This window comes from Salmonella sp. SAL04214, from assembly GCF_046550615.1.
In the GTDB taxonomy this organism is placed as follows: domain Bacteria; phylum Pseudomonadota; class Gammaproteobacteria; order Enterobacterales; family Enterobacteriaceae; genus Salmonella; species Salmonella enterica.
Genome location: NZ_JBGDXT010000002.1, coordinates 290,345 through 312,372 on the forward strand (window position 1 = coordinate 290,345; position 22,028 = coordinate 312,372).

The window sequence follows — 22,028 nt, forward strand, 5'->3', positions numbered from 1 at the left end:
GAACAGGGGGCTTTTTTCGCGGAAAGATGGCTCCGGAATTAGACCTGTGACATCCCGATAATATTCACATTCCGGAGCTCATACTTCACTTCTGCCCGTAATACGCATTCGGGCCATGCTTACGCATGAAGTGTTTATTCATCAGATAATCGTCGATGGGATTCAGCGCCGGGTTAATACCGCGCGCAATCCACGCCATTCGCGCCACTTCCTCCATGACGACCGCGTTATGTACCGCATCGTGCGCATCTTTCCCCCAGGCGAACGGCCCGTGTTGATACACGACAATGCCTGGCGTATGCAGCGGTTCCACCTCGCCCAGCGTTTCGATGATCACCTTACCGGTGTTCAGCTCGTACTCGCCCTGCACTTCTTCTTCGCTTAACGCTCTGGTACAAGGAATATCGCCAAAGAAATAGTCCGCGTGCGTGGTACCGAGCGCCGGAATAGCCATCCCCGCCTGCGCCCATGCCGTGGCGTGGGTGGAGTGGGTATGAACGACGCCGCCAAGCGACGGATAGCGTTGATACAGCGCCAGATGGGTAGCGGTATCGGAAGAAGGACGATAACGTCCCTCCACCACTTTGCCATCCATATCCACCACCACCATGTCATCTACCTTCATGGTTTCATAGGCGACACCGCTTGGCTTAATCACCACCAATCCGCGTTCGCGATCGATAGCGCTGACGTTGCCCCAGGTAAACGTCACCAGTCCATAACGGGGCAAATCCATGTTAGCGTCAAATACCTGCTGCTTGAGCTTTTGCATTAGGCTGCCTCCACCAGACCGGCGCTGGCCATGCGCGCTTTCACCCAGTCACGCGCTTTCGCTACCTCTGCCGCCGGGTTCTCTGCTGTTTCACTCCACATCTCAATCAGATAGGGCCCGCAATAGCCACTCTGTTTGAGCGTTTCGAAGCAGCGTTCGAAATCGACAACGCCTTCGCCAAACGGCACATTTTTGAACACGCCGGGTTTAGTATCTTTGACGTGTACCGCGACGATATGCCCGATTCCCGCCTGTAGCTCCATCTGTACGTCGTTATCCCAGGCAGACAGATTGCCGATATCCGGATAGAGCTGGAACCACGGGTTATTGAGGTAGTGAGCATAGCCCAGCGCTTTACTGATGGAATTCATCAATGGGTAATCCATGATCTCCATCGCCAGCGTCACCTGGGCGCGGCTGGCCATATCAACGCTCTCTTTTAACCCATCGCGGAAGCGGCAACGCGTTTCGTCATTGGCCTGCTGATAGTAAACGTCGTACCCCGCCAGTTGAATGACGCGAATCCCGACGTCCTGCGCAAACTGAATCGCTTTACGCATAATCTCCAGCCCCTGCGCCCGTACCGCGTCATCTTCGCTACCGAGCGGAAAACGACGATGCGCGCTCAGACACATGGACGGCACGCGCACGCCGGTTTCAGCAACCGCGCTCACCAGCGCCAGGCGCTGCTCGCGACTCCAGTCGAGCCGCGCCAGTCGGGCGTCGGTCTCGTCCACCGACATTTCAACGAAGTCAAAACCCAGCGTTTTCGCCAGCCGCAGGCGCTCCAGCCAGCACTCCCCGGCAGGGAGCGCTTTTTCATAGATGCCGAGCGGAATTTGTTTCGACAGCATAGCCGCTCCTTAGCCCCACAGTTGGGCAATGGAGCGTTTGAACTGCCGTGCGGCTTCTACCGGCGATTCGGCATCGCGAATGCTACGCCCCGCGATAAAGACATGGATCGGAATGCCTTTGAACAGCGGCAGGTCTTCCAGCGCCAGTCCGCCGGTCACGGTCACTTTAAAGCCCATATCGGACAGCCGTTTAATCGCGGTAATATCCGCCTCGCCCCACGCCACGCCTGCCGCCTGCGCATCGCGGCTGCGGTGATAAACCACTTGCTGAATGCCCGCATCGCGCCACTGCTGCGCCTGTTCCCAGGTCCAGTAACCGGTCAGTTCGATCTGCACGTCGCCGTTAAACTCTTTCGCCACATCCAGCGCGCCTTTCGCAGTGTTGATATCCGCACAGCAAATCACGGTCACCCAGTCCGCGTTGGCTTCGAAACACATACGGGAGAGGATCTTACCGGCATCGGCAATTTTGGCGTCCGCCAGCACGATTTTGTGCGGGTAAAGCGCTTTCAGATCGCGAACGGCACGCACGCCTTCGCCCACGCACAGAATGGTGCCCACTTCAATAATATCCACCTCTTCGGCAATCAGGCGGGTGGTTTCATAGGCGCTATCCATAGTCTGGTTGTCCAGCGCGACCTGCAACATTGGTAATGACATTTTCAATTCCTTCTTAAGCTGCCGCGTTGGTGCGGTCAATGAGATCCAGGACTTCCTGCGCGGTGCGGCAGGCGCGTAAACGGTCAAAATTAGCTTCGTCTTCAAACAGGTTGACGATCTGCATGATGCCCACTTCCTGGTGAGTGTTGGCATCAACCGCCGCCATGGTGATCAGAATATCGACCGGGTCGTTATCTTCGTGGTTGAACTCCAGCGGCTTTTTCAGGGTCACCAGCGAAAAACCGGTTTTCTTCACCCCTTCTTCCGGGCGGCCATGCGGCATCGCCAGGCCGGGGGCAATCACAAAATAGGGGCCAAACTGCTCAACGCCATCGAGAATGGCCTGGTAATAGCGTGGCTCCACCACGTCGGCAGCCACCAGTAAATCGACGCCGATCTTAACGGCTTCCTGCCAGGTATTCGCTTCAGCCTGCAGGCGGATAGAATTATTCTCCGCCAGTGAATCACGTAATTTCATGTTGCATCCTTACTTCACGTCTTGCGGGAAATGTTCTTTGATCACTTCCAGCAGTTTCGGGCCGAAGTCAGCAGGAGAGAGCATGTTACGCACGCCAACCACATATTTGTTGCCGGTCACGGTGATTTCGCCCGCAATATGGGTAGAAGCGATGATGATATCCGCGCCGCTCAACTCGCTTTTGTACTCGCCAACCGCGCAGCTGTTTACCGTGTGGTCAATGTTTGATTGGGTTAAAAACTGGTCCACTTTCATTTTCATGATCATGGAACTGCCTTGTCCGTTGCCACACACAGCCAGAATACGTACGGTCATAATCAAAACTCCTTATTAAGCAGACTGTTCTGCCAGTTGTTTTTCTGCATCTTCTTCTGCGCGCAGTGCGCGGCCAGCGAAGAACATATAAGCCAGTGCAATTACAATGATGACGGCCATAAAGGCGATACCGAGGGAGAAGAAGCCCTGCATCATCGGCGGTGCCAGAATCGACCAGTCCGCCATACCCATCCAGGCGCTCATACCGGTGAGTTTCACCGCCCAGACGCAACCAAAGATTTCGATCATCCCCATCACCAGACAAATTTTCAGCGCCGCACGCCAGCCGCCGAAGTGGTTAGCGAACACGCCGATAGTGGCGTTAGAGAAGAACATCGGGATAAAGCCAGGAATAATCAGGATCGAGGAGCCGCAGGCAACCAGGATGCCAACCGCAATCAGCTGACCGATGGTGCCCCACATAAAGCCCCAGACCACCGCGTTCGGCGCGAAGCTATAAATAGCCGCGCAGTCAATCGCCAGTACTGCGCCCGGAATCAGACGCTGGGAGATACCGTTAAACGCTTCAGAGAGCTCGGCGACAAACATACGCACGCCCTGAGTAATAATGAAAATCGCCACCGCAAAGGAGAAACCGGTTTGCAGGATGTAGACCGTCCAGTGCACTTTGCCCGCCATCGCCTGCACGGTGTCGATACCGAAGGAGAGCAGAATGGCACCAAAGAAGATGGTCATTACAATCGCCGTGGAGACGATGTTGTCATGGAAAATGTTCAGCCAGCCCGGCAGTTTGAGGTCTTCAACGCTTTCCTCTTTTTTGCCCAGGAACGGCGCGACTTTATAGGCAATCCAGGAAGCAAACTGCTGCTGGTGACCGATGGAGAAACCGCAGCCGTCCGTCACTTCCTGAGTCGGCTTGTACATCATGTTGGAGGTAATACCCCAGTACAGGGAAACCAGTATCGCCGTGCAGATAATGGTGGTCCACATGGAATAGCCGAAGATATAGAAAGAGACCGCAATCAGCCCCGCCTGCTGGAACATGATGTGCCCGGTCAACATGATGGTGCGAATACCGGTAATGCGTCGCAACAAGACGTAACAAATATTCAGCGCCAGCGCGAGCAACACCGCGTAGCCTACCCAACTATACGCATCACCCATCCGTTCGATCGTTGCCATCATCGAAGCATAGGTATCGGAAATCGCGCCGTTGATGCCGTAGACCTCAGACATTTTCGCCACCACCGGTTTAAAGGTGCTGGTCAGAATGCCGGACCCGGCCTGTAGCAGCATGAAGCCAATGATGGTTTTGATCGTCCCTTTGATGATCACGCTGACGCTTTTACGCAGCAGGATATAGCCCAGGCAGGTCACAATACCCAGTAATAGCGGGGCATTGGTCATTACCTGATTAAAGAAAATGGTAAAGATGTTGTAGAGGATCTCCATAACGATCTCCGGTAGACAAGGTTGCTGAGTCGCAGGCGCTCAGAATAATGTCCCTCCACTGTAATTTTCAAAAGTAATCACAACAAGATTGAATTTGATTAAATGTGACGTAGCGCGCAAATAATTAGCACACTTAATACATGGTTTACTTATAAATAACTCATTTCTTCATTAAAATAAGTAAAATCATAAAGATGAATACATCACCATGACGCCAGAAAAGATTAAATTTTCTTCTGGCTGCGTTCTCCCCTACCCAAAAGTCAAAAAATAGCCCATTGCCTTCTTGAGAAAATAGTGTCAGGATTAATCAAAACAAATCACGTTTTGAACCATTTTGAACAAACATGAAGGTAAATGCGATGAGTAAAGTACAAAGCATCACGCGTGAATCATGGATTCTGAGCACGTTTCCGGAGTGGGGAAGCTGGCTGAACGAAGAGATTGAGCAAGAGCAGGTCGCGCCGGGTACGTTCGCTATGTGGTGGCTGGGCTGTACCGGTATCTGGCTAAAATCTGAAGGCGGCACTAACGTATGCGTCGATTTCTGGTGCGGTACCGGTAAACAGAGCCACGGTAATCCGTTGATGAAAACCGGCCATCAGATGCAGCGTATGGCTGGCGTCAAAAAATTACAGCCTAACCTGCGCACCACGCCGTTTGTTCTCGATCCTTTCGCTATCCGTCAGATTGACGCCGTACTGGCGACCCACGACCATAACGATCACATTGACGTCAATGTCGCGGCTGCCGTAATGCAGAATTGCGCCGATGATGTTCCGTTTATCGGCCCGCAGACCTGCGTGGATTTATGGGTTGGCTGGGGCGTGCCGAAAGAACGCTGCATCGTGGTAAAACCGGGCGATGTCGTGAAAGTGAAAGATATTGAAATTCATGCGCTTGATGCCTTTGACCGCACCGCATTAATCACCCTGCCCGCCGATCAGAAAGCCGCTGGCGTACTGCCGGACGGCATGGATGTACGCGCGGTTAACTATCTGTTTAAAACGCCGGGCGGCAATCTCTATCACAGCGGCGATTCTCACTATTCCAACTACTACGCGAAACACGGCAACGAACATCAAATTGATGTCGCGCTCGGTTCTTACGGTGAAAACCCGCGCGGTATTACGGACAAAATGACCAGCGCGGATATTTTACGCATGGCGGAATCGCTGAATACCAAAGTGGTGATCCCGTTCCATCACGATATCTGGTCGAACTTCCAGGCCGATCCGCAAGAGATCCGCGTGCTATGGGAAATGAAGAAAGATCGCCTGAAGTATGGTTTTAAACCGTTTATCTGGCAGGTTGGCGGCAAGTTTACCTGGCCGCTGGATAAAGACAATTTCGAATACCACTATCCGCGTGGGTTTGACGATTGCTTTACCATTGAACCCGATCTACCGTTCAAATCCTTCCTGTGAGTCGATATCATGCCGGGATTACCCGGCATTTTTTCCATTTACTTTAGTATTTCCAGGCTATTTCAAATATCATCTTTTCAAATCAATTTGTATCGGAATAGCTCATGACTGAAGCACAAAGACATCAAATACTGCTGGATATGCTGGCACAGTTGGGCTTTGTTACCGTCGAAAACGTGATTGAGCGTCTGGGGATCTCCCCGGCGACAGCGCGCCGCGACATCAACAAGCTCGACGAAAGCGGGAAACTTAAAAAAGTGCGCAACGGCGCAGAGGCCATTACCCAACAGCGGCCCCGCTGGACGCCGATGAATCTGCACCAGGCGCAAAACCACGATGAAAAAGTACGCATCGCGAAAGCGGCGTCGCAGCTGGTAAACCCGGGTGAAAGCGTAGTGATTAACTGCGGCTCCACCGCTTTCCTGCTGGGGCGTGAAATGTGCGGGAAGCCGGTACAGATCATTACCAACTATCTGCCGCTGGCGAATTATCTGATCGATCAAGAGCATGACAGCGTGATTATCATGGGGGGTCAGTACAACAAAAGCCAGTCGATTACCCTGAGCCCGCAGGGAAGTGAAAACAGTCTCTATGCGGGCCACTGGATGTTTACCAGCGGAAAGGGCTTAACTGCGGATGGCCTGTACAAAACCGATATGCTAACCGCCATGGCGGAACAAAAAATGCTCAGCGTCGTCGGGAAACTGGTCGCGCTGGTCGATAGCAGTAAAATTGGCGAGCGCGCGGGAATGCTGTTCAGCCGCGCCGATCAGATCGCTATGCTGATTACCGGCAAAAATGCCAATCCGCAGGTTTTGCAACAGCTTGAAGCCCAGGGTGTAAACATACTCCGCGTTTAAAGATGCTGTCGGAAAAACGCTACCGTCGCCGACAACGCTTCTGGCGTAATGCGATGCCGCACGCCTGCGGCCCATAAACAGGTCACATGCTTATCCAGCTTCGCCCCGGCGAGTGCCTGCTGGAGCCGGAAGGTTTCGATAGCAGGCACCACGTCATCCTCCTGACCATGCCACAACAGAAGCGGCCTGTCGGCCAGTCGCTCTAACTGGTGTGTGACTTCCCATTCACGTAGCGGCGCGATGATATTGTCGAATTCCGCCTGCTGTGCCGGGTTCTGCGGGGATAACGGCGGGAAAAGCGTCCGGGCGAGCCCGGTAAAATAGCCCGACCCCATTAAACTGGCCCCGCATTTTACCTCACGGTGACGCGTCATAATGCCCAGCGCTGTCATACCGCCCATGGATGCGCCGCCCACCGCCAACCGCCCGTCAAGTAGCCAGTTTTCCGCCTGAATCGCCGCACGTAACGTCGTAAATTCCTGCATGTTTTGGTGCAGAATCTGCCAGAATCGGTGTATCCGTCCCTGTGAGTCGCCGCCGAAGCGAGCGCCATGCCCCGGCGCATCCGGCATGACTACCCGGAATCCTGCCTGTGCCAGGGCAACGGCAAAATAACTATAAACCAGGCTGGAGGAGGTGAAACCATGATAGAACACCACACAGGGAAGCGGCACAGCGCGTTTCCCTTCCGGGAAGGCATGTAGTACGACGCCTCCGGCTAATTGTCGTGTTTCAATCGCTATCATTATTCTCTCCTTTTTATCCGGTATGCCACGGAGAAATACTTAACGCAAGTTTATGGATAGCGCAATAATTCATAATGTTTGAGAACTGGGTTACGCTTTCGCAACGTTTTCATTCGAAAATCGCGTGACAGGTAACACTTCGGGAACATTCCCCCTAAAGGGAAATCAATAAGGCATTACACTATGATTATCAGGAAACGAGATAGAGTTATGCGTCGGTTTGCTTCATTGATAGCAGCGCTGTTATTAAGCGCGTGTAGCGTGCTGCAGGGTACGCCGCAACCTGCGCCGCCTGTCGCCGATCACCCGCAGGAAATCCGTCGCGATCAAACGCAAGGACTACAGCGGATGGGGACCGTAAGCGCGCTGGTTCGGGGCTCCCCGGATGATGCAATAGATGAAATCAGAGCGAAAGCCGTCGCTGCGAAAGCCGATTATTACGTTATCTTAATGGTTGATGAAACGGTTGTAACCGGCCAGTGGTATTCACAAGCCATTTTGTATCGTCAATAACAGTAGATTGATTTTTAGTCAGTTTTACATTGCTTTGCGTCCCTATGCGTTTACCTGTGCACAATACACAAACAGGTTTACCGTGATGGAGCGTCCTGTTAAATGCGGGGTATGTAATAAGGAGCTGACGATGAAACAAGAACTTGCCTTATCCTCACTGCTGCTTTCTGCCGGACTGGTGAGTACGACGGCACAGTCTGCCGAATTCGCCAGTGCTGACTGCGTAACGGGTCTGAATGAAATCGGCCTGATCTCGGTCAGTAATGTTGCAGGAAACCCACAGGATGTAGAGCGGATTATCGCCCTGAAAGCCGATGAACAGGGTGCGTCCTGGTACAGAATTATTCAAATGTATGAAGAACAACAGTCGGATAACTGGCGCGTACAGGCGATACTCTATGCCTGATGCCGCGTGGCTCGCGCCGGATGGCATGTACCACAGGCCAAACGTTACCGCAGTCCCCCGGTCGCCCTTAACAGTAAATCATTTTGTACCTGGGCAGACAGCGGCATTTCGCCGCGTGTATCCAGCATCATCTGACACCACGCTTGCGCCAGCGGCGGCGAGGCATGACGCAGCATTTCCGCTCCGCATCCCAGCAAGAAAAGCTGCTGCGTAATCTCTCTGCCCATTGCTTCGTCCGGTTTGCGTAAACGTTGCTGTAGCTGACGTACCGCGCGGTCGTAATGGCGATCCTGACCTTTGACTTCCGCAAAAGCTTCACTCAATACGTCATAGACGCCGTGTTGTTTTGTCAGCACCCGAAGTACATCCAGACACATGATATTGCCGGAACCTTCCCAGATACTGTTCACCGGCATTTCACGGTACAGGCGAGGGAGTTCGCTCTCTTCGCAATACCCCATCCCGCCGAGAACCTCCATCGCCTCAGCCACAAAAGGGATTCCCTGCTTACAGATGGCGAATTTCGCCGCTGGCGTGAATAATCGCGCCCATAATGCCTCTTTCGCCTCGCGACGTTGCTCCCAGGCGCGCGCCAGCCGAAACAAAAGCGCCGTCTGCCCCTCCAGGCATAGCGCCATACGACTTAAGGTTTGTCGCATCAACGGTTGTTCGATCAGCGGCTTACCAAAAGCCTGACGCTGATGAGCATGGTAAATCGCGACTGAAAATGCGCGCCGCATTAAGCCATGACTCCCGAGCGCGCAATCAAGACGCGTCATACCGCCCATCTTTAAGATATGCCGAATCCCTTCGCCCTCTTCTCCCAGCCGCCAGCCGACGGCATCCTGAAACTCGACTTCGGCGCTGGCATTAGATCGATTACCGAGTTTATCTTTCAGGCGCTCAAGACGAACAGAGTTCCGTTGCCCGTCTGGCAGGAAACGCGGCACAAAGAAACAGGATAGTCCTCCTTTTGCCTGCGCCAGCACGAGGTGCGCATCACTTTGCGGCACAGAGAAAAACCATTTATGTCCCACCAGCCGATATGAATCATCCGCCAGCCGCTCCGCGTGGGTCGTATTACTGAGTACGTCAGATCCGCCCTGCTTTTCCGTCATTCCCATGCCGATGAGCAGGCCCCGTTTTTGCCCGCCCGGCAGCAAATGCGAATCGTAGCGATCGCTGCGCAGCGGCGCCAGCCAGTCATGGAAAGTGGCGGGAAGCATCTGCAATAGCAACGGTGTCGCGGCAAAGGTCATCGTGACAGGACAGAGTGTTCCCGCTTCTACCTGAGCATGTAATACAAAACGCGCCGCCCGGGCGACAAAACTTCCCGCCCTTGCCTCTTCCTCCCAGGCCAGGTTATGTACCCGATTAGCGCAAAGCCCCTGCATCAACAGGTGCCAGGCGGGGTGAAAGCGAACGTCATCCAGGCGCTGTCCCTGGGGATCGTAACGCAGCAACTCAGGAGGATGCGCGTTCGCCAGACGCCCCAGTTCCAGTGATTCCGCCGTTCCCAGTTGTTGGCCAATGCTGGCGAGAAGATCGCTATCCCATCCCGCGCCTTCCCGGGAAACCGCTTCACACAGCGCGCCATCAGACAGGAATAAGTTGCTGTTATTGAGCGGAGCTGGTTGATTAAAGACGGTATGTGTTTGCCAGGACATGGTGTCTCCCTCCTTCAATGGCGCTGAAGTCAAGTATGGTCATGACTGCGCCATTGACGCCGGAGCAAGATCACAAAAGTATGATTAACCGGCAATATAATGTGGGACGAAACGGGAAGTGTCTTTGGTAATTAGCGTATTGTCCTCGCGAATCCCCATCCCGGAGGCTTCATCGTCAATGATCCAACTGCCAATCAGCGTATAGCTATCGCCAAAGCGCGGCAAAGGCTGAAACGCCTGGTAAATCATCGGCTCGTCAGCGTAGTCGCCGTCGGCATGATCGATAACATTTTGCCGCTCGTCGAAAATCGTGACGTTGCCGCCTTCACGTGAATAAATCGGCTTCCGCACGCTGCTTTCGCCTGGCGCTGCGAGCGATTTTTCGCCCTCAAACCAGGCCGGCAGAAGATTCGGATGGCCAGGGAAAAAGCGCCACAATAACGGCAACAGCCCTTTGTTACTCAGAATACTTTTCCACAATGGCTCAATCCATTGCTCACGACGTTTTCGCAACAGCGGGCCGTTGTCATCGCGCATCATCCATTCCAGCGGGTAGAGCTTAAAGGCGCGGCGAATCACGTTATCGTCCAGATCGGTCAGCACACCGCCTACGCCAAGTCCCAGTTCTTCAATATAGATAAATCGCGTTTCCTGGCCCGCCTGCTGCGCGCAATCCTGAAGGTACAGCACCGTCGTGCGATCTTCGTCGGTATCTTCACAACAGCAAAAGTAGAGCGGTTCCCGACTGTACAGCTCGCTGAAGCGGGCGATCAGCCGCTCCTGTATCGCGTTGTATTGATCGGCATCACGCGGGATGGCGCCGCTACGACGAGCATCCTCCAGCCATAGCCATTGAAAGTAGGAGGACTCATAGAGCGACGTCGGCGTATCCGCATTGTATTCCAGCAATTTAACCGGATCTTTGCCGCACCAGACGAAATCCATCCGCCCGTAAAGCGAAGGATCGCGGCTGCGCCAACTTTCGGCGATGACATCCCAGTACAATGGCGGGATCGCCAGCTGCTGCATGATCTGCTCATCCCGGACGGCCCGCTCGACAATCTCCAGACACATCTGATGAAGCTCTGCGGTCGGTTTTTCGATCTGTTCTTCAATTTGCCGTAATGTAAAACGGTAGGCCCGGCTTTCATCCCAGTAAATTTCGTTATCGATAACATGAAAGTCAAAACCGTGATCGCAGGCGATCTTATCCAGATCCCGGCGTATCGGTACGTTGTGTCGTAGCATGGTTAGCCTCCCCAGTGCCCGCGGGCGCTGGAAGAACGGCCATAGCCGCCGCGGGAGACGGTGGACGCTTTCCGTGTGATATAACCAGGGCTGGTCACGGTATCGCTTTTCCCTGTGCCGCTGCGCCACGCATAATCGCCGGATGTGGTGCGCCAGACGGGACGGGAGACGTAAGATGAACCGCCGCTGCTATAGATGTATTGTTCATCACGGTTCTGACGAATCGCGCGGCTGAGTAAAAAGCCGCTTAATACCGGAACCCAGCTCCGCTCGGTGATATCAAAGTAACAATCGCCAAACTGCGACTGACAGCGCTCCTGCGTCAATTGCTTAGGCACATTAGCGTAAAATTCTGTTTTCGCATTATTCCAGCCGTCAGCGCAAACGCTGGCGCTATTGCCATCGTCAATACAGTCGTTCACCGTGGCGTAAAACGTCCCATCGCCGTCGTTGTCACTATTGCCGCCATCACCGCACCCTTTCAGGAGAAAAAAGGCCGCTCCGCCCATAATCGCCAGCGTCAGGCATTTTGGCGTGTAGCGATTTCGTTGCCGCTCAAAGGGATTGACCGGTTCGGCTATCCGTCTTATTGCCGAATGGCCTACGCCGGATGTGCTTCTGGATTTTCGTTTTTTTGCCATGATCTTCCGTTACCATGTCATACAGGCAGCGTTAAAAATACCGCCAGCCAGCGCTGCGGTTCCCATAAATAGCCCCGCCGCCACGTTGTGATTAATAATTTTTTCGCTCAGCGTAGGCATGTATAACCTTACGCAACCATAAATCAGCAGCTGAATAACCAGCGCAATGCCGCCCCAGGCAAAATAGTCCGGGATACTGACCGAGTTTATCGCCGCGCTGGATAAGGGGATGACATAACCCAGCAACGTACCACTAAAGGCCAGCGATGCCGCAGTATTGTTATTTTTTATCAACTGCCATTCATTATGCGGCGTTATCTTTGAGTAAATAAAAAGAAATACAATGACCATTGCCGCGCCAATAAAAAAATAGGCGCAGAAAGCCAGTAATGCGTCCAGTATATGCATAATTTCCCTGTATGTGCTTAACCAATAACCGTCAGTGAAGTGAGCGGGATATCCACGCCGAGGGCGCGTGAAAACACCCATTCAGGCTCACCGCGCTCGTTAAATGATTCTTCCCCGTTCAATAGAAGATACTCCCAGGCGTCATCCGTCACCTGGCGCTGGAAGCCCATCGTAAAATTGTGAACGTCCCATTTCTCTGCCTGCTGATTTTCAACCTTTTCCAGCATGTAGACAGGTTCAATATTGCCCGGCTCTTCATGGTTAAAAAAACGCTGCCAGCGCCGTTCTTGCCAGTTGAGCGTCATCGGCCCTATTGCCGCTGGCGCAATGGCTGAACGCCAGTGACGTTCCTCGTTAATACCGAAACTTTCCTCATATACAAAAAGTTTGATGTCATCAATGTCGTCAACATCCGTGCCGCCAGTGGTGTTAATTTGTAGAAACTCATCGCCAGAGGTGTAGTAGCGAAAAATCTGACTGCCGCCGCCTAAATCTATGCGACTCGCTGCCGCGACAGTGTATTTTTCACCTGGTAGCGCCACCAGCAATGACGACTCCAGTAGCCGGAATGCCAGCGTATCCAGCGTGAAACCAGCGTTAAGATGTAATCCTAATGGTCCGCGAATCGGCGCTGGCGCGCTTGTTTTACCGAGCAAACGCTGAAAAAATTGCATCATAGGGGAACCTCTATCTCTTGCCATGCGACCTCTTCAGCCAGAATGCGATTATTACCGACCAGATGTAGCCACATACCGCCTCTGACTTCAGTTGAAATCACCGGATTCAATTCCATACCACGACCATTCTTACAGTGACTGATCCCCAGCACCGTCGCGTCATGATGAAGCTTCATATAACGCATTAGCGCGCCGTATCGCATAGGCGCGACAGAAGCCGGGACAGGCAACGCGAATCCGGTATCGCCCAGCATCGGATTCATAATGGAAGCGACAGATTGCGATGATCCTGGGTCCTGAATGGAACGGGAAAGTTGTTCAGCGGAAAGGTTACGGACTATCTCCATGCGCGGGCAGTGGGTTTCCAGTAATCCGGCATAACGCTCGTCTTCCAGATAAACCACAATATGGCACTGCGCGGGTACATAGTCTGCCAGCGAGAGCGCCGCCGTGAAGGTCTGCTCATCGGTACGAGCGAAAATAATCACGCTCTGGCACTGCTCCAGCCCCATGCGCTGGTGTTCCTGCGGATCGTTAAAGTTGCTGATGCGGATAAAATCCACCCAGTTATTACCCGGCAGCGGATGCTGAATATCTTCCAGTTCGCACAGCAGAACCCGTTCAAAGGCACGCCGCTTGTCATATAGCAGCAATGAGATCATCTTTTCGGTTTGATGACCCCGCCAGCCAATCACCAGCATATGATGGTGTAAATGGCGATAATCGCCCATGCCCGTTATTCCTTTCGCTAACATTCCCTGCACCTGCGCAATCACTTTTCCCATTAACGCGCCGAACAACCCAACGCTAACCGGAATTTGCCACAGCGCGGTGAACAGACGTCCTGGCGCCGTCTGCGGGCTAAGATCGCCAAAACCTAATGTGGAACCCACCACCGAGCAGTAATAGATAAAATCGCTTAACTGGCTCACCAACGCGCTTTCGCGCAACAGGCGCAGCACCAGATAACAAAGCAGATACTGCCCGATAAACAGGCCCAGCAAAGCGGGCCAGGTCAGTCTGGACAAATGACGCTGGCAGGTTTTGACAATCCACGTAAAGAGCATTATTCGCCTTGTTGACGCTGTAAACGCGCCAACACATCCTGAGCATTGCTTTTATTGGTTGCGCCAATACCCGCCTGCGCCAGTTTTTCGTCCAGGTCGCGTCCATCGGCGACTTTTTCCAGCTGCGCGGCGGCATCCAGCCGGGCCTGGCGTTCAGCCTGACGCGTTTGTAAACGTTTAAGCGACTCCGCCGCCGTAGACACATTCGACGCGGCTCCGACGGTCGAGGTCGTCACCGCCTGCTGCGCGCGCTGCATGGCTTCTGTCGCCTTAACCACTTCAAGTTGCTGCTCAAACTGCGCAATCCGCTGGCCTGTCGCCGTTACGGCCTTCTCCACCGCATCGCGAGAGGCTTCCAGATTAGTCAGCACCTGTTCTTCGGCAAGAATGGCATTTTCCAGACGGGCTATTTCTTCCGCCACTTCGTTGAGTAAAGCGGCGTCGACATTCTTACTCATTGCCGCCAACGCCCGCGTTTCAAGGCTGGCTTTACGCTCACGTAAATCATTCAGCTTGTCATGGCTTAACTTCACCCGCGCCAATAAATCCACTCTGGATTTACCCGCTTTATCCAGCTCGGCTTTTGCGTCGCGAATATGCTGCTCCAGCATACGTACACCCTGTGCTTCATCAATGGCTTCTTCTGCCTGAGCAACGAATGATTTACCTAACGTGAACAAACTTTTTAAAATTCCCATGTAAGCCGCCTGTATTATTCCTGTGAATAGACTTGTGTTATTTCAGCGATATCCAACGCATTTTCTACAAGCGTGGTGATTTCCAGCGTCACGTCGGCAAGCGACGAATTTAACGACAACGCGCCAAAAGCGACATAATATTCCTCCTGTTTTACCTGGGTAATACCGACCGAAGACAGCGGTAAAACCTTCTGATTTCTCAGTAAGAAAAGATTAAATTCCGCGGTATCTCTAATCGTATTTACCGGACAGATATAAGTCTCGATAACTATTTGTTGCGAGGTAAATAAAACCGCCAGTGGTAAATCGCCATAATCATTCATTTTTATTATTAATGAAGATTCATTATTTTCTATATCAATATCTAATTCGGCGATGTTGTTTAACGCATCCGCCAGCGTCCGTGGAGTCCATGCCATATTTTTATCTCTATCTCATTTTTTATAAATAAAAGAAATTACAGGGTAGGTTTTTCTTTTTATATTACCAGCCAGAGATAAAAAAAAACCATCCATAATCGGATGGTTTTTTCTTAAAAAATACTATTAGCGTCAGGTTCGCTGGCGAACGGCTTCAAACAGACAAATCCCGGTCGCAACAGAGACATTCAGCGACGACACGCTACCGGCCATAGGAATGCTGATCAGCTCATCGCAGTGCTCACGGGTCAGACGACGCATACCTTCACCTTCTGCGCCCATGACCAGCGCCATGCGGCCAGGCATTTTGCTCTGATACAGCGTATGGTCAGCCTCGCCCGCCGTTCCGACAATCCAGATATTCTCTTCCTGCAACATGCGCATCGTGCGCGCCAGGTTGGTGACGCGGATCAACGGCACGCTTTCCGCTGCGCCGCAGGCGACTTTCTTCGCCGTCGCGTTAAGTTGCGCGGAGCGGTCTTTCGGCACGATTACCGCATGTACGCCAGCGGCATCGGCGCTGCGCAGACAGGCGCCAAGATTATGCGGATCGGTGACGCCATCGAGGATCAACAAAAAGGGGCGATCGTGTAATGCGATCAGATCCGGCAGATCGTTTTCCTGATACTGCCGGCCTGGTTTCACACGAGCGATAATGCCCTGATGCACGGCACCGTCGCTTTTCTCGTCGAGATATTGGCGGTTTGCCAGCTGGATAACCACGCCCTGGGACTCAAGGGCGTGAATCAGCGGCAACAGACGTTTATCTTCACGGCCTTTTAAAATAAAGACTTCCTGAAAACGTTCAGGGGCGCGCTCCAGCAGGGCCTGCACTGCGTGGATGCCGTAAATCATTTCGCTCATTAATGTACTCGTTATTTACGTTTTGCCGGGGGCGCTACGCTTGCCCGGCCTACAGATAATTCACCCTCTTCTGTTTGAAGAGGGTATTGCTCACTCTGCCGCTTTTTTCTTCGCCGCACGCTTCGCTTTGGTCGCTGCGGCTATTTTCTGCGTTTTAGCCGATGGCTTTTTTGCTTTTCTCGCGTCTTTCTTTGCTGCTTTCGGCTTCGCTTTTTTCTCGCCGCGGAAGGCGCTATCAGGCTCGAAGTTAACTTTTTTACCTACCTGACGACGTTTACCGGCGTTTTTACTTTCACCTTTTTTCGCTTTTTCACGCGCCGTTTTGCCGACGTTACGCGGTGCGCGCTCGCTGGAGATCAGGCTAAAGTCAATTTTCCGTTCGTCCATATTCACCGCTTCGACGCGTACCTCGACCCGGTCGCCCAGGCGATATGTCTGCCCGCCGGACTCGCCAATCAGACGTTGCCCTACCTGATCGAAGCGATAGTAATCGTTATCCAGTGAGGAAACGTGTACCAGCCCATCGATAAACAGTTCATCAAGACGGACAAAGAAGCCGAAACCGGTGACGCTGGCAATCACGCCCTTAAAGATGTTGCCTACCTGATCCAGCATAAAGTCACATTTCAGCCAGTCGGAGACATCACGCGTCGCTTCATCAGCGCGGCGTTCCGCCATCGAACAGTGCTGGCCGAGCTGCAACATCTCTTCCATCGAGTAGTGATAACCGCCCGTTTCTGTGGTGTTGCCCTTATTCCCTTGCTCTTTCGCCAGCAGGTACTTAATGGCGCGGTGCAAAGAAAGATCCGGATAGCGGCGAATCGGCGAGGTAAAGTGTGCATAAGACTGCAACGCCAGGCCAAAGTGCCCGCGGTTTTCCGGATCGTAAATCGCCTGCTTCATTGAACGCAGCAGCATAGTTTGCAGCATTTCGGCGTCCGGCCGGTCGGCAATCGATTCAAGCAGTTCGGCATAATCGCGCGGTTCCGGTTTATTTCCGCCCGGCAGCTCCAACCCCAGCTCCGCCAGTACGGAGCGGAATGAGGTGATCGCTTCGGTGGTGGGCTTATCATGAATACGGAATAACGCCGGCTCTTTAGCTTTTTCGACAAAGCGCGCCGCCGAGATATTCGCCATGATCATGCACTCTTCGATAAGCTTATGCGCGTCATTACGCTGGGTCTGTTCGATACGCTCAATGCGACGATCGGCATTAAAGATAAATTTCGCCTCTTCGCTCTCAAACGAGATCCCCCCGCGCTCTTCACGCGCTTTATCCAGCACTTTGTAGAGGTTGTGCAGCTCTTCAATATGCTTCACCAGCGGCGCATATTGTTCACGCAGATCCTGATCGCCCTGCAGCATATGCCAGACTTTGGTATAGGTCAGACGCGCATGGGAGCTCATCACCGCTTCATAGAATTTGTAGCCGGTCAGCCGACCTTTCGCCGAGATGGTCATTTCACAGACCATACACAGCCTGTCAACCTGCGGGTTTAGCGAACACAGGCCGTTGGAGAGCACCTCCGGCAACATTGGGACAACCTGTGACGGGAAGTAAACCGACGTGCCGCGATTGCGCGCCTCGCGATCCAGCGGCGTTGGCGGCCGTACATAATAGCTCACGTCAGCAATAGCGACCCACAAACGCCAGCCGCCGCCGCGTTTTTTCTCACAGTAAACCGCGTCGTCAAAGTCACGGGCATCTTCGCCATCAATCGTGACCAGCGGCAAATCGCGCAGATCGACACGACCGACTTTCGCCTCTTCCGGCACCTCTTCTTTCAGCCCGGCGACCTGCTGCTCTACCGCCTGCGGCCAGATGTAAGGTATTTCATGGGTACGCAGCGCCATATCAACCGCCATACCGGTGCCCATATTGTCGCCCAGCACTTCGACGATTTTCCCTACCGCTTTAGTACGGCGAGTTGGACGTTGGGTCAGTTCAACCACGACCACGAACCCCATCCGCGCGCCCATGACGTCTTCTGGCGGGATAAGAATGTCGAAGCTGAGACGGCTGTCGTCCGGCACTACAAAGCCGACGCCCGCATCGGTGAAATAACGCCCGACTATCTGACTGGTTTTCGGTACCAGTACACGGACGATACGCGCTTCGCGGCGACCTTTACGATCGGCGCCCAACGGCTGCGCCAGCACCTGATCGCCATGAATACAGGTTTTCATCTGCTCGCTGGAAAGATACAGATCGTCTTTGCGGCCTTCGACACGTAAGAAACCGTAACCGTCACGATGACCGATCACGGTGCCTTTCAGCAGGTCGAGGCGTTCCGGCAGCGCATAGCACTGGCGGCGGGTAAAGACCAGTTGTCCGTCGCGCTCCATCGCGCGCAGACGGCGACGCAAGGCTTCAAGCTGCTCTTCGCCTTCAATATTCAGTTCTACGGCCAGTTCTTCGCGACTGGCCGGTTTTTCACGTTTCGTTAAATGTTCGAGGATAAATTCCCGGCTCGGGATAGGATTCGCGTATTTTTCTGCTTCGCGTTCCTGGAAAGGATCTTGTGACATTGAGGTTCCTCCATTGTCATCTCTAATGAAGTTTACTTCACTCCACCAGTAATAATTTATAAAGCGGTTGATTCTCTTCAACCAAATCGGCAAGCGTGTAGTTATCCAGCTCCTTGAGAAAACTCTGCACGGCCTTAGAAAGCGCCTGTTTCAGACGACAGGCAGGGGTGATGTGGCAAAATTCGCTGCTACAGTTGACCAGTGATAAGGGTTCCAGCTCACGCACCACATCGCCAATACAAATAGTATTAGCCGGTTTACCCAGGCGGATACCGCCATTTTTTCCCCGAACGGCGGTGACAAAGCCCGCCCGGCTAAGCTGATTGATAATTTTGACCATATGATTACGGGACACGCCGTAGACTTCTGTCACCTCAGAAATGCTGGTCATTCGTCCATCTGGTAACGACGCCATATAGATTAGCGCACGTAAGCCGTAATCGGTGAAACTCGTTAACTGCACATCAACCTCAGGAAAAGGGAAAACGGGATATAACTTATCTGTATTGATGATAAACCAGCCACCTGTCAGGCTGCTAATTTATTTCGGTTCAGGAAGGAAAAAAGCGGGGAACAATGACGCATTTGAGCCGAAGGGTGATGCAAAGCATCTTATCCGGCCAACAAATGCGTACTCATCATAGACCCGGTAAGCGTAGCGTTACCGGGCATCATCCATCAATTACGCGTCGAACGGATCGCGCAGAATCATCGTCTCAGTACGATCGGGGCCGGTAGAAATAATATCAATCGGCACGCCGGTCAGTTCTTCAATACGCTTGATGTAGTTCAGTGCCGCCTGCGGCAGACCGCTACGATCTTTCACGCCGAAGGTGGATTCAGACCAGCCCGGCATAGTTTCGTAAATCGGCTCTACACCTTTCCAGTCGTCAGCTGCCAGCGGAGTGGTAGTCACTTCGCGGCCATCCGGCATACGATAAGCCACGCAGAGTTTCACCTCTTTCAGGCCATCCAGCACGTCCAGTTTGGTCAGGCAGAAGCCAGACAGGGAGTTCAGCTGTACCGCACGACGAACGGCAACGGTGTCCAGCCAGCCGGTACGACGACGACGGCCGGTAGTAGCGCCGTATTCGTTACCCTGCTTGCAGAGGAACTCGCCGGTTTCATCAAACAGCTCAGTCGGGAACGGACCTGCACCTACACGAGTGGAGTAAGCTTTGAGGATACCCAGAACGTAATCAACATAACGCGGGCCCAGGCCGGAACCGGTCGCCACGCCACCTGCTGTGGTGTTAGAAGAAGTTACGTACGGATAAGTACCGTGGTCGATATCCAGCAGAGTACCCTGCGCACCTTCAAACATGACGAAATCGCCACGCTGACGCGCCTGGTCGAGCAGGTCCGAAACGTCAACAACCATAGAAGTCAGGATGTCGGCAACAGCCATCGTATCATCCAGAACTTTCTGGTAATCAACAGCTTCAGCTTTGTAGTAGTTAACCAACTGGAAGTTGTGATATTCCATCACTTCTTTCAGTTTTTCAGCGAAGGTTTCTTTGTCGAAAAGGTCACCAACACGCAGACCGCGACGTGCCACTTTATCTTCATAAGCAGGCCCGATTCCACGACCGGTGGTGCCGATCGCTTTCGCGCCACGCGCTTTCTCACGCGCGTTATCCAGCGCAACGTGATAATCAAGGATCAGCGGACAGGCTTCAGACAGCAGCAGACGCTCACGAACGGGGATGCCACGGTCTTCCAGTTCTTTCATCTCTTTCATCAGCGCGGCCGGAGACAGCACAACACCGTTACCGATGATGCTGGTTACATTCTCGCGAAGAATACCTGATGGAATAAGATGGAGAACGGTTTTTTCACCGTTGATTACGAGAGTATGGCCTGCGTTGTGACCGCCCTGGTAGCGTACAACATATTTAGCCCGTTCAGTCAGAAGATCGACGATCTTTCCTTTACCTTCGTCACCCCATTGGGTGCCCAGTACGACGACGTTGTTACCCATTTTTCAAAATCACCGTTTGCTTAAAAATGGATTCTACCATCGCTTTTTCAGATATACAGCACTTTTTGCACTCAATATGCGGCAAATCCGACCACTTTTTGCTCAGCCAATCGTTTTCCTCAACATGTAGTAGACCACAACTCCCGCGACCACAAGTCCGCCGCCGAAACGACGTAAAACATTTTCCGGCAGTTGCGCCAGTGCCGAAACCATTTTTTTCCATGCGCCGGGATACAGCATCGGTCCCAGCCCTTCGAGGACTAATACCAGAGCAAGCGCCAACCAGATTGTTGAATTCATTTATCGCCCTTATAAAAGAAAACCACCGGCATCCTTTGGATGCGGTGGTTTTGCTGGTCTAAAACCGCTGACGCTATTTTAGCGTGTCGTCGAACTCGGTGTCTTCATGTAGCGGAAGAAATCGCTGTCCGGGCTCAGTACCATCACGTCCTGATTACCTTCGAAGCTCTTCTCGTAAGCGCGCAGACTACGAATGAACGCGTAGAAATCAGGGTCCTGGCTGAACGCGTCGGCAAACAGCTTCGCGGCTTCAGCATCACCTTCACCACGCATGATACGCCCCTGACGCTCGGCTTCCGCCAGAGTTTTCGTCACCTCATAGTCAGCAGCCGCACGCAGTTTTTCCGCTTCTTCCTGACCTTGTGAGCGATGACGACGCGCGACCGCTTCACGCTCGGCGCGCATACGGTTGTAAATCGCCTCAGAAACCTCGGTCGGCAGGTTGATCTGCTTAATACGCACATCGACCACTTCGATACCCAACGCCGCCATACTGTTCGGGTTGATGACCGGTACTTTACCTTTGGTTTCCGCCGTGACGCGTTCCGCCGCTTCGGCAATCGCGTCATCCGCCGCCGGGGTCGCCACTTCATCATCGGTACCGGCTGAACCGGAGTTCAGCGCGTCGCGCACCTCCAGAGTCAGACGACCACGAGAATCGGTCACGATGTCTTTTACGTCCAGGCGACCAATCTCAGAACGCAAACGGTCCGAGAATTTACGTTTTAACAGCACTTCGGCTTGCGAAATATCGCCGCCGCCGGTCGCCAGATAGTAACGGCTAAAGTCGCTGATACGCCATTTGATGTAGGAGTCGACAATCAGGTCTTTCTTCTCTTTAGTCACAAAGCGATCGGCCTGGTTATCCATCGTCTGGATACGCGCATCAAGCATTTTCACTGATTCAATAAACGGGATCTTAAAGTGCAGACCCGGCGCGTAAACCAGCGGTTTGTTCTCATCGTCACGCAGAACTTTACCAAAACGCAGCGTAATGCCGCGCTCGCCCTCTTTGACCACAAAGACGGACATGTAGAGCACTACCAGCACGATGATGATAATCGCAATAACTGACTTACGCATCG

The 22,028-nt window shown here is 53.0% G+C and carries 25 protein-coding genes; 4 read left to right on the forward strand and 21 right to left on the reverse strand.

Annotated elements, in window-relative coordinates:
- Nucleotides 1–85: 85 nt before the first annotated feature.
- From ACLJQD_RS04570 to ulaA, 6 genes are read right to left on the reverse strand one after another with little or no spacing between them, the layout of a single operon-like run.
- On the reverse strand, nt 86–772 hold the full coding sequence (locus ACLJQD_RS04570) for an L-ribulose-5-phosphate 4-epimerase (RefSeq protein ID WP_001170771.1): 687 nt from the start codon (nt 770–772) through the stop codon (nt 86–88).
- Nucleotides 772–1,626 carry an L-ribulose-5-phosphate 3-epimerase UlaE gene (gene ulaE, locus ACLJQD_RS04575; protein ID WP_000949530.1) on the reverse strand — a complete coding sequence of 285 codons (855 nt, stop codon included), beginning with the start codon at nt 1,624–1,626 and terminating at the stop codon, nt 772–774. Before ulaE ends, ACLJQD_RS04570 begins: the two co-directional genes overlap by 1 nt.
- Nucleotides 1,627–1,635: 9 nt before the next feature.
- Nucleotides 1,636–2,286, reverse strand: a complete 651-nt coding sequence (gene ulaD / locus ACLJQD_RS04580; RefSeq protein WP_000056761.1) for a 3-keto-L-gulonate-6-phosphate decarboxylase UlaD — start codon at nt 2,284–2,286, stop codon at nt 1,636–1,638.
- Between the two features lie 13 nt (nt 2,287–2,299).
- Entirely contained in the window at nt 2,300–2,764 is a 465-nt protein-coding gene (ulaC, locus tag ACLJQD_RS04585; protein ID WP_000776531.1) for a PTS ascorbate transporter subunit IIA, read from the reverse strand.
- A gap of 9 nt (nt 2,765–2,773) precedes the next feature.
- Nucleotides 2,774–3,079: a PTS ascorbate transporter subunit IIB gene (gene ulaB / locus ACLJQD_RS04590; RefSeq protein ID WP_000218362.1), complete on the reverse strand. Its 306-nt coding sequence runs from the start codon at nt 3,077–3,079 to the stop codon at nt 2,774–2,776.
- A gap of 15 nt (nt 3,080–3,094) precedes the next feature.
- On the reverse strand, nt 3,095–4,492 hold the full coding sequence (gene ulaA / locus ACLJQD_RS04595) for a PTS ascorbate transporter subunit IIC (protein WP_000404876.1): 1,398 nt from the start codon (nt 4,490–4,492) through the stop codon (nt 3,095–3,097).
- Between the two features lie 362 nt (nt 4,493–4,854).
- On the opposite strand from ulaA, the gene ulaG reads away from it, so the two are divergent.
- Both ulaG and ulaR read left to right on the forward strand, forming a co-directional pair.
- A complete protein-coding gene (gene ulaG, locus ACLJQD_RS04600; protein ID WP_000049161.1) occupies nt 4,855–5,919 on the forward strand; it encodes an L-ascorbate 6-phosphate lactonase in 1,065 nt (354 codons plus the stop codon).
- A 104-nt stretch (nt 5,920–6,023) separates the two neighbouring features.
- Complete coding sequence (ulaR, locus tag ACLJQD_RS04605) at nt 6,024–6,779, forward strand: HTH-type transcriptional regulator UlaR (protein ID WP_001525301.1); 756 nt, start codon at nt 6,024–6,026, stop codon at nt 6,777–6,779.
- On the opposite strand, the gene yjfP is transcribed toward ulaR, so the two are convergent.
- Entirely contained in the window at nt 6,776–7,525 is a 750-nt protein-coding gene (gene yjfP / locus ACLJQD_RS04610; RefSeq protein ID WP_017441208.1) for an esterase, read from the reverse strand. The two genes, ulaR and yjfP, sit on opposite strands and share 4 nt — an antisense overlap.
- Nucleotides 7,526–7,708: 183 nt before the next feature.
- On the opposite strand from yjfP, the gene bsmA reads away from it, so the two are divergent.
- Together bsmA and yjfN are read left to right on the forward strand one after the other, a co-directional pair.
- A complete protein-coding gene (gene bsmA, locus ACLJQD_RS04615) occupies nt 7,709–8,038 on the forward strand; it encodes a biofilm peroxide resistance protein BsmA (protein WP_000586836.1) in 330 nt (109 codons plus the stop codon).
- A gap of 130 nt (nt 8,039–8,168) precedes the next feature.
- Entirely contained in the window at nt 8,169–8,444 is a 276-nt protein-coding gene (gene yjfN / locus ACLJQD_RS04620; RefSeq protein WP_001518964.1) for a DUF1471 family protease activator YjfN, read from the forward strand.
- A 44-nt stretch (nt 8,445–8,488) separates the two neighbouring features.
- Here yjfN and ACLJQD_RS04625 read toward each other — a convergent pair whose 3' ends face one another.
- The 14 genes from ACLJQD_RS04625 to hflC form a co-directional block, all read right to left on the reverse strand.
- Nucleotides 8,489–10,111: an isovaleryl-CoA dehydrogenase gene (locus tag ACLJQD_RS04625; RefSeq protein ID WP_000118965.1), complete on the reverse strand. Its 1,623-nt coding sequence runs from the start codon at nt 10,109–10,111 to the stop codon at nt 8,489–8,491.
- An 84-nt stretch (nt 10,112–10,195) separates the two neighbouring features.
- Nucleotides 10,196–11,359 carry a glutathionylspermidine synthase family protein gene (locus ACLJQD_RS04630; protein ID WP_000943930.1) on the reverse strand — a complete coding sequence of 388 codons (1,164 nt, stop codon included), beginning with the start codon at nt 11,357–11,359 and terminating at the stop codon, nt 10,196–10,198.
- A gap of 2 nt (nt 11,360–11,361) precedes the next feature.
- Nucleotides 11,362–12,000: a DUF1190 domain-containing protein gene (locus ACLJQD_RS04635; protein WP_001085591.1), complete on the reverse strand. Its 639-nt coding sequence runs from the start codon at nt 11,998–12,000 to the stop codon at nt 11,362–11,364.
- 9 nt (nt 12,001–12,009) lie between these two features.
- Nucleotides 12,010–12,408: a DUF350 domain-containing protein gene (locus ACLJQD_RS04640; protein WP_000547738.1), complete on the reverse strand. Its 399-nt coding sequence runs from the start codon at nt 12,406–12,408 to the stop codon at nt 12,010–12,012.
- Nucleotides 12,409–12,425: 17 nt separating this feature from the next.
- Entirely contained in the window at nt 12,426–13,109 is a 684-nt protein-coding gene (locus ACLJQD_RS04645) for a YjfK family protein (protein ID WP_000090290.1), read from the reverse strand.
- Nucleotides 13,082–14,152 carry a potassium channel family protein gene (locus ACLJQD_RS04650; RefSeq protein WP_000899675.1) on the reverse strand — a complete coding sequence of 357 codons (1,071 nt, stop codon included), beginning with the start codon at nt 14,150–14,152 and terminating at the stop codon, nt 13,082–13,084. Before ACLJQD_RS04650 ends, ACLJQD_RS04645 begins: the two co-directional genes overlap by 28 nt.
- Nucleotides 14,152–14,850, reverse strand: a complete 699-nt coding sequence (locus ACLJQD_RS04655; protein ID WP_000511981.1) for a PspA/IM30 family protein — start codon at nt 14,848–14,850, stop codon at nt 14,152–14,154. Before ACLJQD_RS04655 ends, ACLJQD_RS04650 begins: the two co-directional genes overlap by 1 nt.
- Nucleotides 14,851–14,864: 14 nt before the next feature.
- The gene (locus ACLJQD_RS04660) at nt 14,865–15,269 is read right to left on the reverse strand and encodes a YjfI family protein (protein ID WP_000312605.1); all 405 of its coding nucleotides are present in this window, start codon (nt 15,267–15,269) and stop codon (nt 14,865–14,867) included.
- Between the two features lie 132 nt (nt 15,270–15,401).
- Nucleotides 15,402–16,133 carry a 23S rRNA (guanosine(2251)-2'-O)-methyltransferase RlmB gene (gene rlmB / locus ACLJQD_RS04665; protein WP_001293274.1) on the reverse strand — a complete coding sequence of 244 codons (732 nt, stop codon included), beginning with the start codon at nt 16,131–16,133 and terminating at the stop codon, nt 15,402–15,404.
- A gap of 90 nt (nt 16,134–16,223) precedes the next feature.
- Nucleotides 16,224–18,662: a ribonuclease R gene (rnr, locus tag ACLJQD_RS04670; protein ID WP_017441209.1), complete on the reverse strand. Its 2,439-nt coding sequence runs from the start codon at nt 18,660–18,662 to the stop codon at nt 16,224–16,226.
- A gap of 37 nt (nt 18,663–18,699) precedes the next feature.
- On the reverse strand, nt 18,700–19,125 hold the full coding sequence (gene nsrR / locus ACLJQD_RS04675; protein ID WP_001177632.1) for a nitric oxide-sensing transcriptional repressor NsrR: 426 nt from the start codon (nt 19,123–19,125) through the stop codon (nt 18,700–18,702).
- 219 nt (nt 19,126–19,344) lie between these two features.
- On the reverse strand, nt 19,345–20,643 hold the full coding sequence (gene purA, locus ACLJQD_RS04680; RefSeq protein WP_000527960.1) for an adenylosuccinate synthase: 1,299 nt from the start codon (nt 20,641–20,643) through the stop codon (nt 19,345–19,347).
- Between the two features lie 102 nt (nt 20,644–20,745).
- A complete protein-coding gene (locus tag ACLJQD_RS04685; RefSeq protein ID WP_001089290.1) occupies nt 20,746–20,943 on the reverse strand; it encodes a DUF2065 domain-containing protein in 198 nt (65 codons plus the stop codon).
- Nucleotides 20,944–21,021: 78 nt separating this feature from the next.
- A complete protein-coding gene (hflC, locus tag ACLJQD_RS04690) occupies nt 21,022–22,026 on the reverse strand; it encodes a protease modulator HflC (protein ID WP_001232417.1) in 1,005 nt (334 codons plus the stop codon).
- Nucleotides 22,027–22,028: the final 2 nt, after the last annotated feature.

Excerpts from the sequence above, each read along its gene's own strand:
- ACLJQD_RS04570 (WP_001170771.1), bottom strand. The coding sequence starts at position 772 with ATGCAAAAGCTCAAGCAGCAGGTATTTGACGCTAACATGGATTTGCCC.
- ulaE (WP_000949530.1), bottom strand. The coding sequence starts at position 1,626 with ATGCTGTCGAAACAAATTCCGCTCGGCATCTATGAAAAAGCGCTCCCT.
- ulaD (WP_000056761.1), bottom strand. The coding sequence starts at position 2,286 with ATGTCATTACCAATGTTGCAGGTCGCGCTGGACAACCAGACTATGGAT.
- ulaC (WP_000776531.1), bottom strand. The coding sequence starts at position 2,764 with ATGAAATTACGTGATTCACTGGCGGAGAATAATTCTATCCGCCTGCAG.
- ulaB (WP_000218362.1), bottom strand. The coding sequence starts at position 3,079 with ATGACCGTACGTATTCTGGCTGTGTGTGGCAACGGACAAGGCAGTTCC.
- ulaA (WP_000404876.1), bottom strand. The coding sequence starts at position 4,492 with ATGGAGATCCTCTACAACATCTTTACCATTTTCTTTAATCAGGTAATG.
- ulaG (WP_000049161.1), top strand. The coding sequence starts at position 4,855 with ATGAGTAAAGTACAAAGCATCACGCGTGAATCATGGATTCTGAGCACG.
- ulaR (WP_001525301.1), top strand. The coding sequence starts at position 6,024 with ATGACTGAAGCACAAAGACATCAAATACTGCTGGATATGCTGGCACAG.
- yjfP (WP_017441208.1), bottom strand. The coding sequence starts at position 7,525 with ATGATAGCGATTGAAACACGACAATTAGCCGGAGGCGTCGTACTACAT.
- bsmA (WP_000586836.1), top strand. The coding sequence starts at position 7,709 with ATGATTATCAGGAAACGAGATAGAGTTATGCGTCGGTTTGCTTCATTG.
- yjfN (WP_001518964.1), top strand. The coding sequence starts at position 8,169 with ATGAAACAAGAACTTGCCTTATCCTCACTGCTGCTTTCTGCCGGACTG.
- ACLJQD_RS04625 (WP_000118965.1), bottom strand. The coding sequence starts at position 10,111 with ATGTCCTGGCAAACACATACCGTCTTTAATCAACCAGCTCCGCTCAAT.
- ACLJQD_RS04630 (WP_000943930.1), bottom strand. The coding sequence starts at position 11,359 with ATGCTACGACACAACGTACCGATACGCCGGGATCTGGATAAGATCGCC.
- ACLJQD_RS04635 (WP_001085591.1), bottom strand. The coding sequence starts at position 12,000 with ATGGCAAAAAAACGAAAATCCAGAAGCACATCCGGCGTAGGCCATTCG.
- ACLJQD_RS04640 (WP_000547738.1), bottom strand. The coding sequence starts at position 12,408 with ATGCATATACTGGACGCATTACTGGCTTTCTGCGCCTATTTTTTTATT.
- ACLJQD_RS04645 (WP_000090290.1), bottom strand. The coding sequence starts at position 13,109 with ATGGCAAGAGATAGAGGTTCCCCTATGATGCAATTTTTTCAGCGTTTG.
- ACLJQD_RS04650 (WP_000899675.1), bottom strand. The coding sequence starts at position 14,152 with ATGCTCTTTACGTGGATTGTCAAAACCTGCCAGCGTCATTTGTCCAGA.
- ACLJQD_RS04655 (WP_000511981.1), bottom strand. The coding sequence starts at position 14,850 with ATGGGAATTTTAAAAAGTTTGTTCACGTTAGGTAAATCATTCGTTGCT.
- ACLJQD_RS04660 (WP_000312605.1), bottom strand. The coding sequence starts at position 15,269 with ATGGCATGGACTCCACGGACGCTGGCGGATGCGTTAAACAACATCGCC.
- rlmB (WP_001293274.1), bottom strand. The coding sequence starts at position 16,133 with ATGAGCGAAATGATTTACGGCATCCACGCAGTGCAGGCCCTGCTGGAG.
- rnr (WP_017441209.1), bottom strand. The coding sequence starts at position 18,662 with ATGTCACAAGATCCTTTCCAGGAACGCGAAGCAGAAAAATACGCGAAT.
- purA (WP_000527960.1), bottom strand. The coding sequence starts at position 20,643 with ATGGGTAACAACGTCGTCGTACTGGGCACCCAATGGGGTGACGAAGGT.
- ACLJQD_RS04685 (WP_001089290.1), bottom strand. The coding sequence starts at position 20,943 with ATGAATTCAACAATCTGGTTGGCGCTTGCTCTGGTATTAGTCCTCGAA.
- hflC (WP_001232417.1), bottom strand. The coding sequence starts at position 22,026 with ATGCGTAAGTCAGTTATTGCGATTATCATCATCGTGCTGGTAGTGCTC.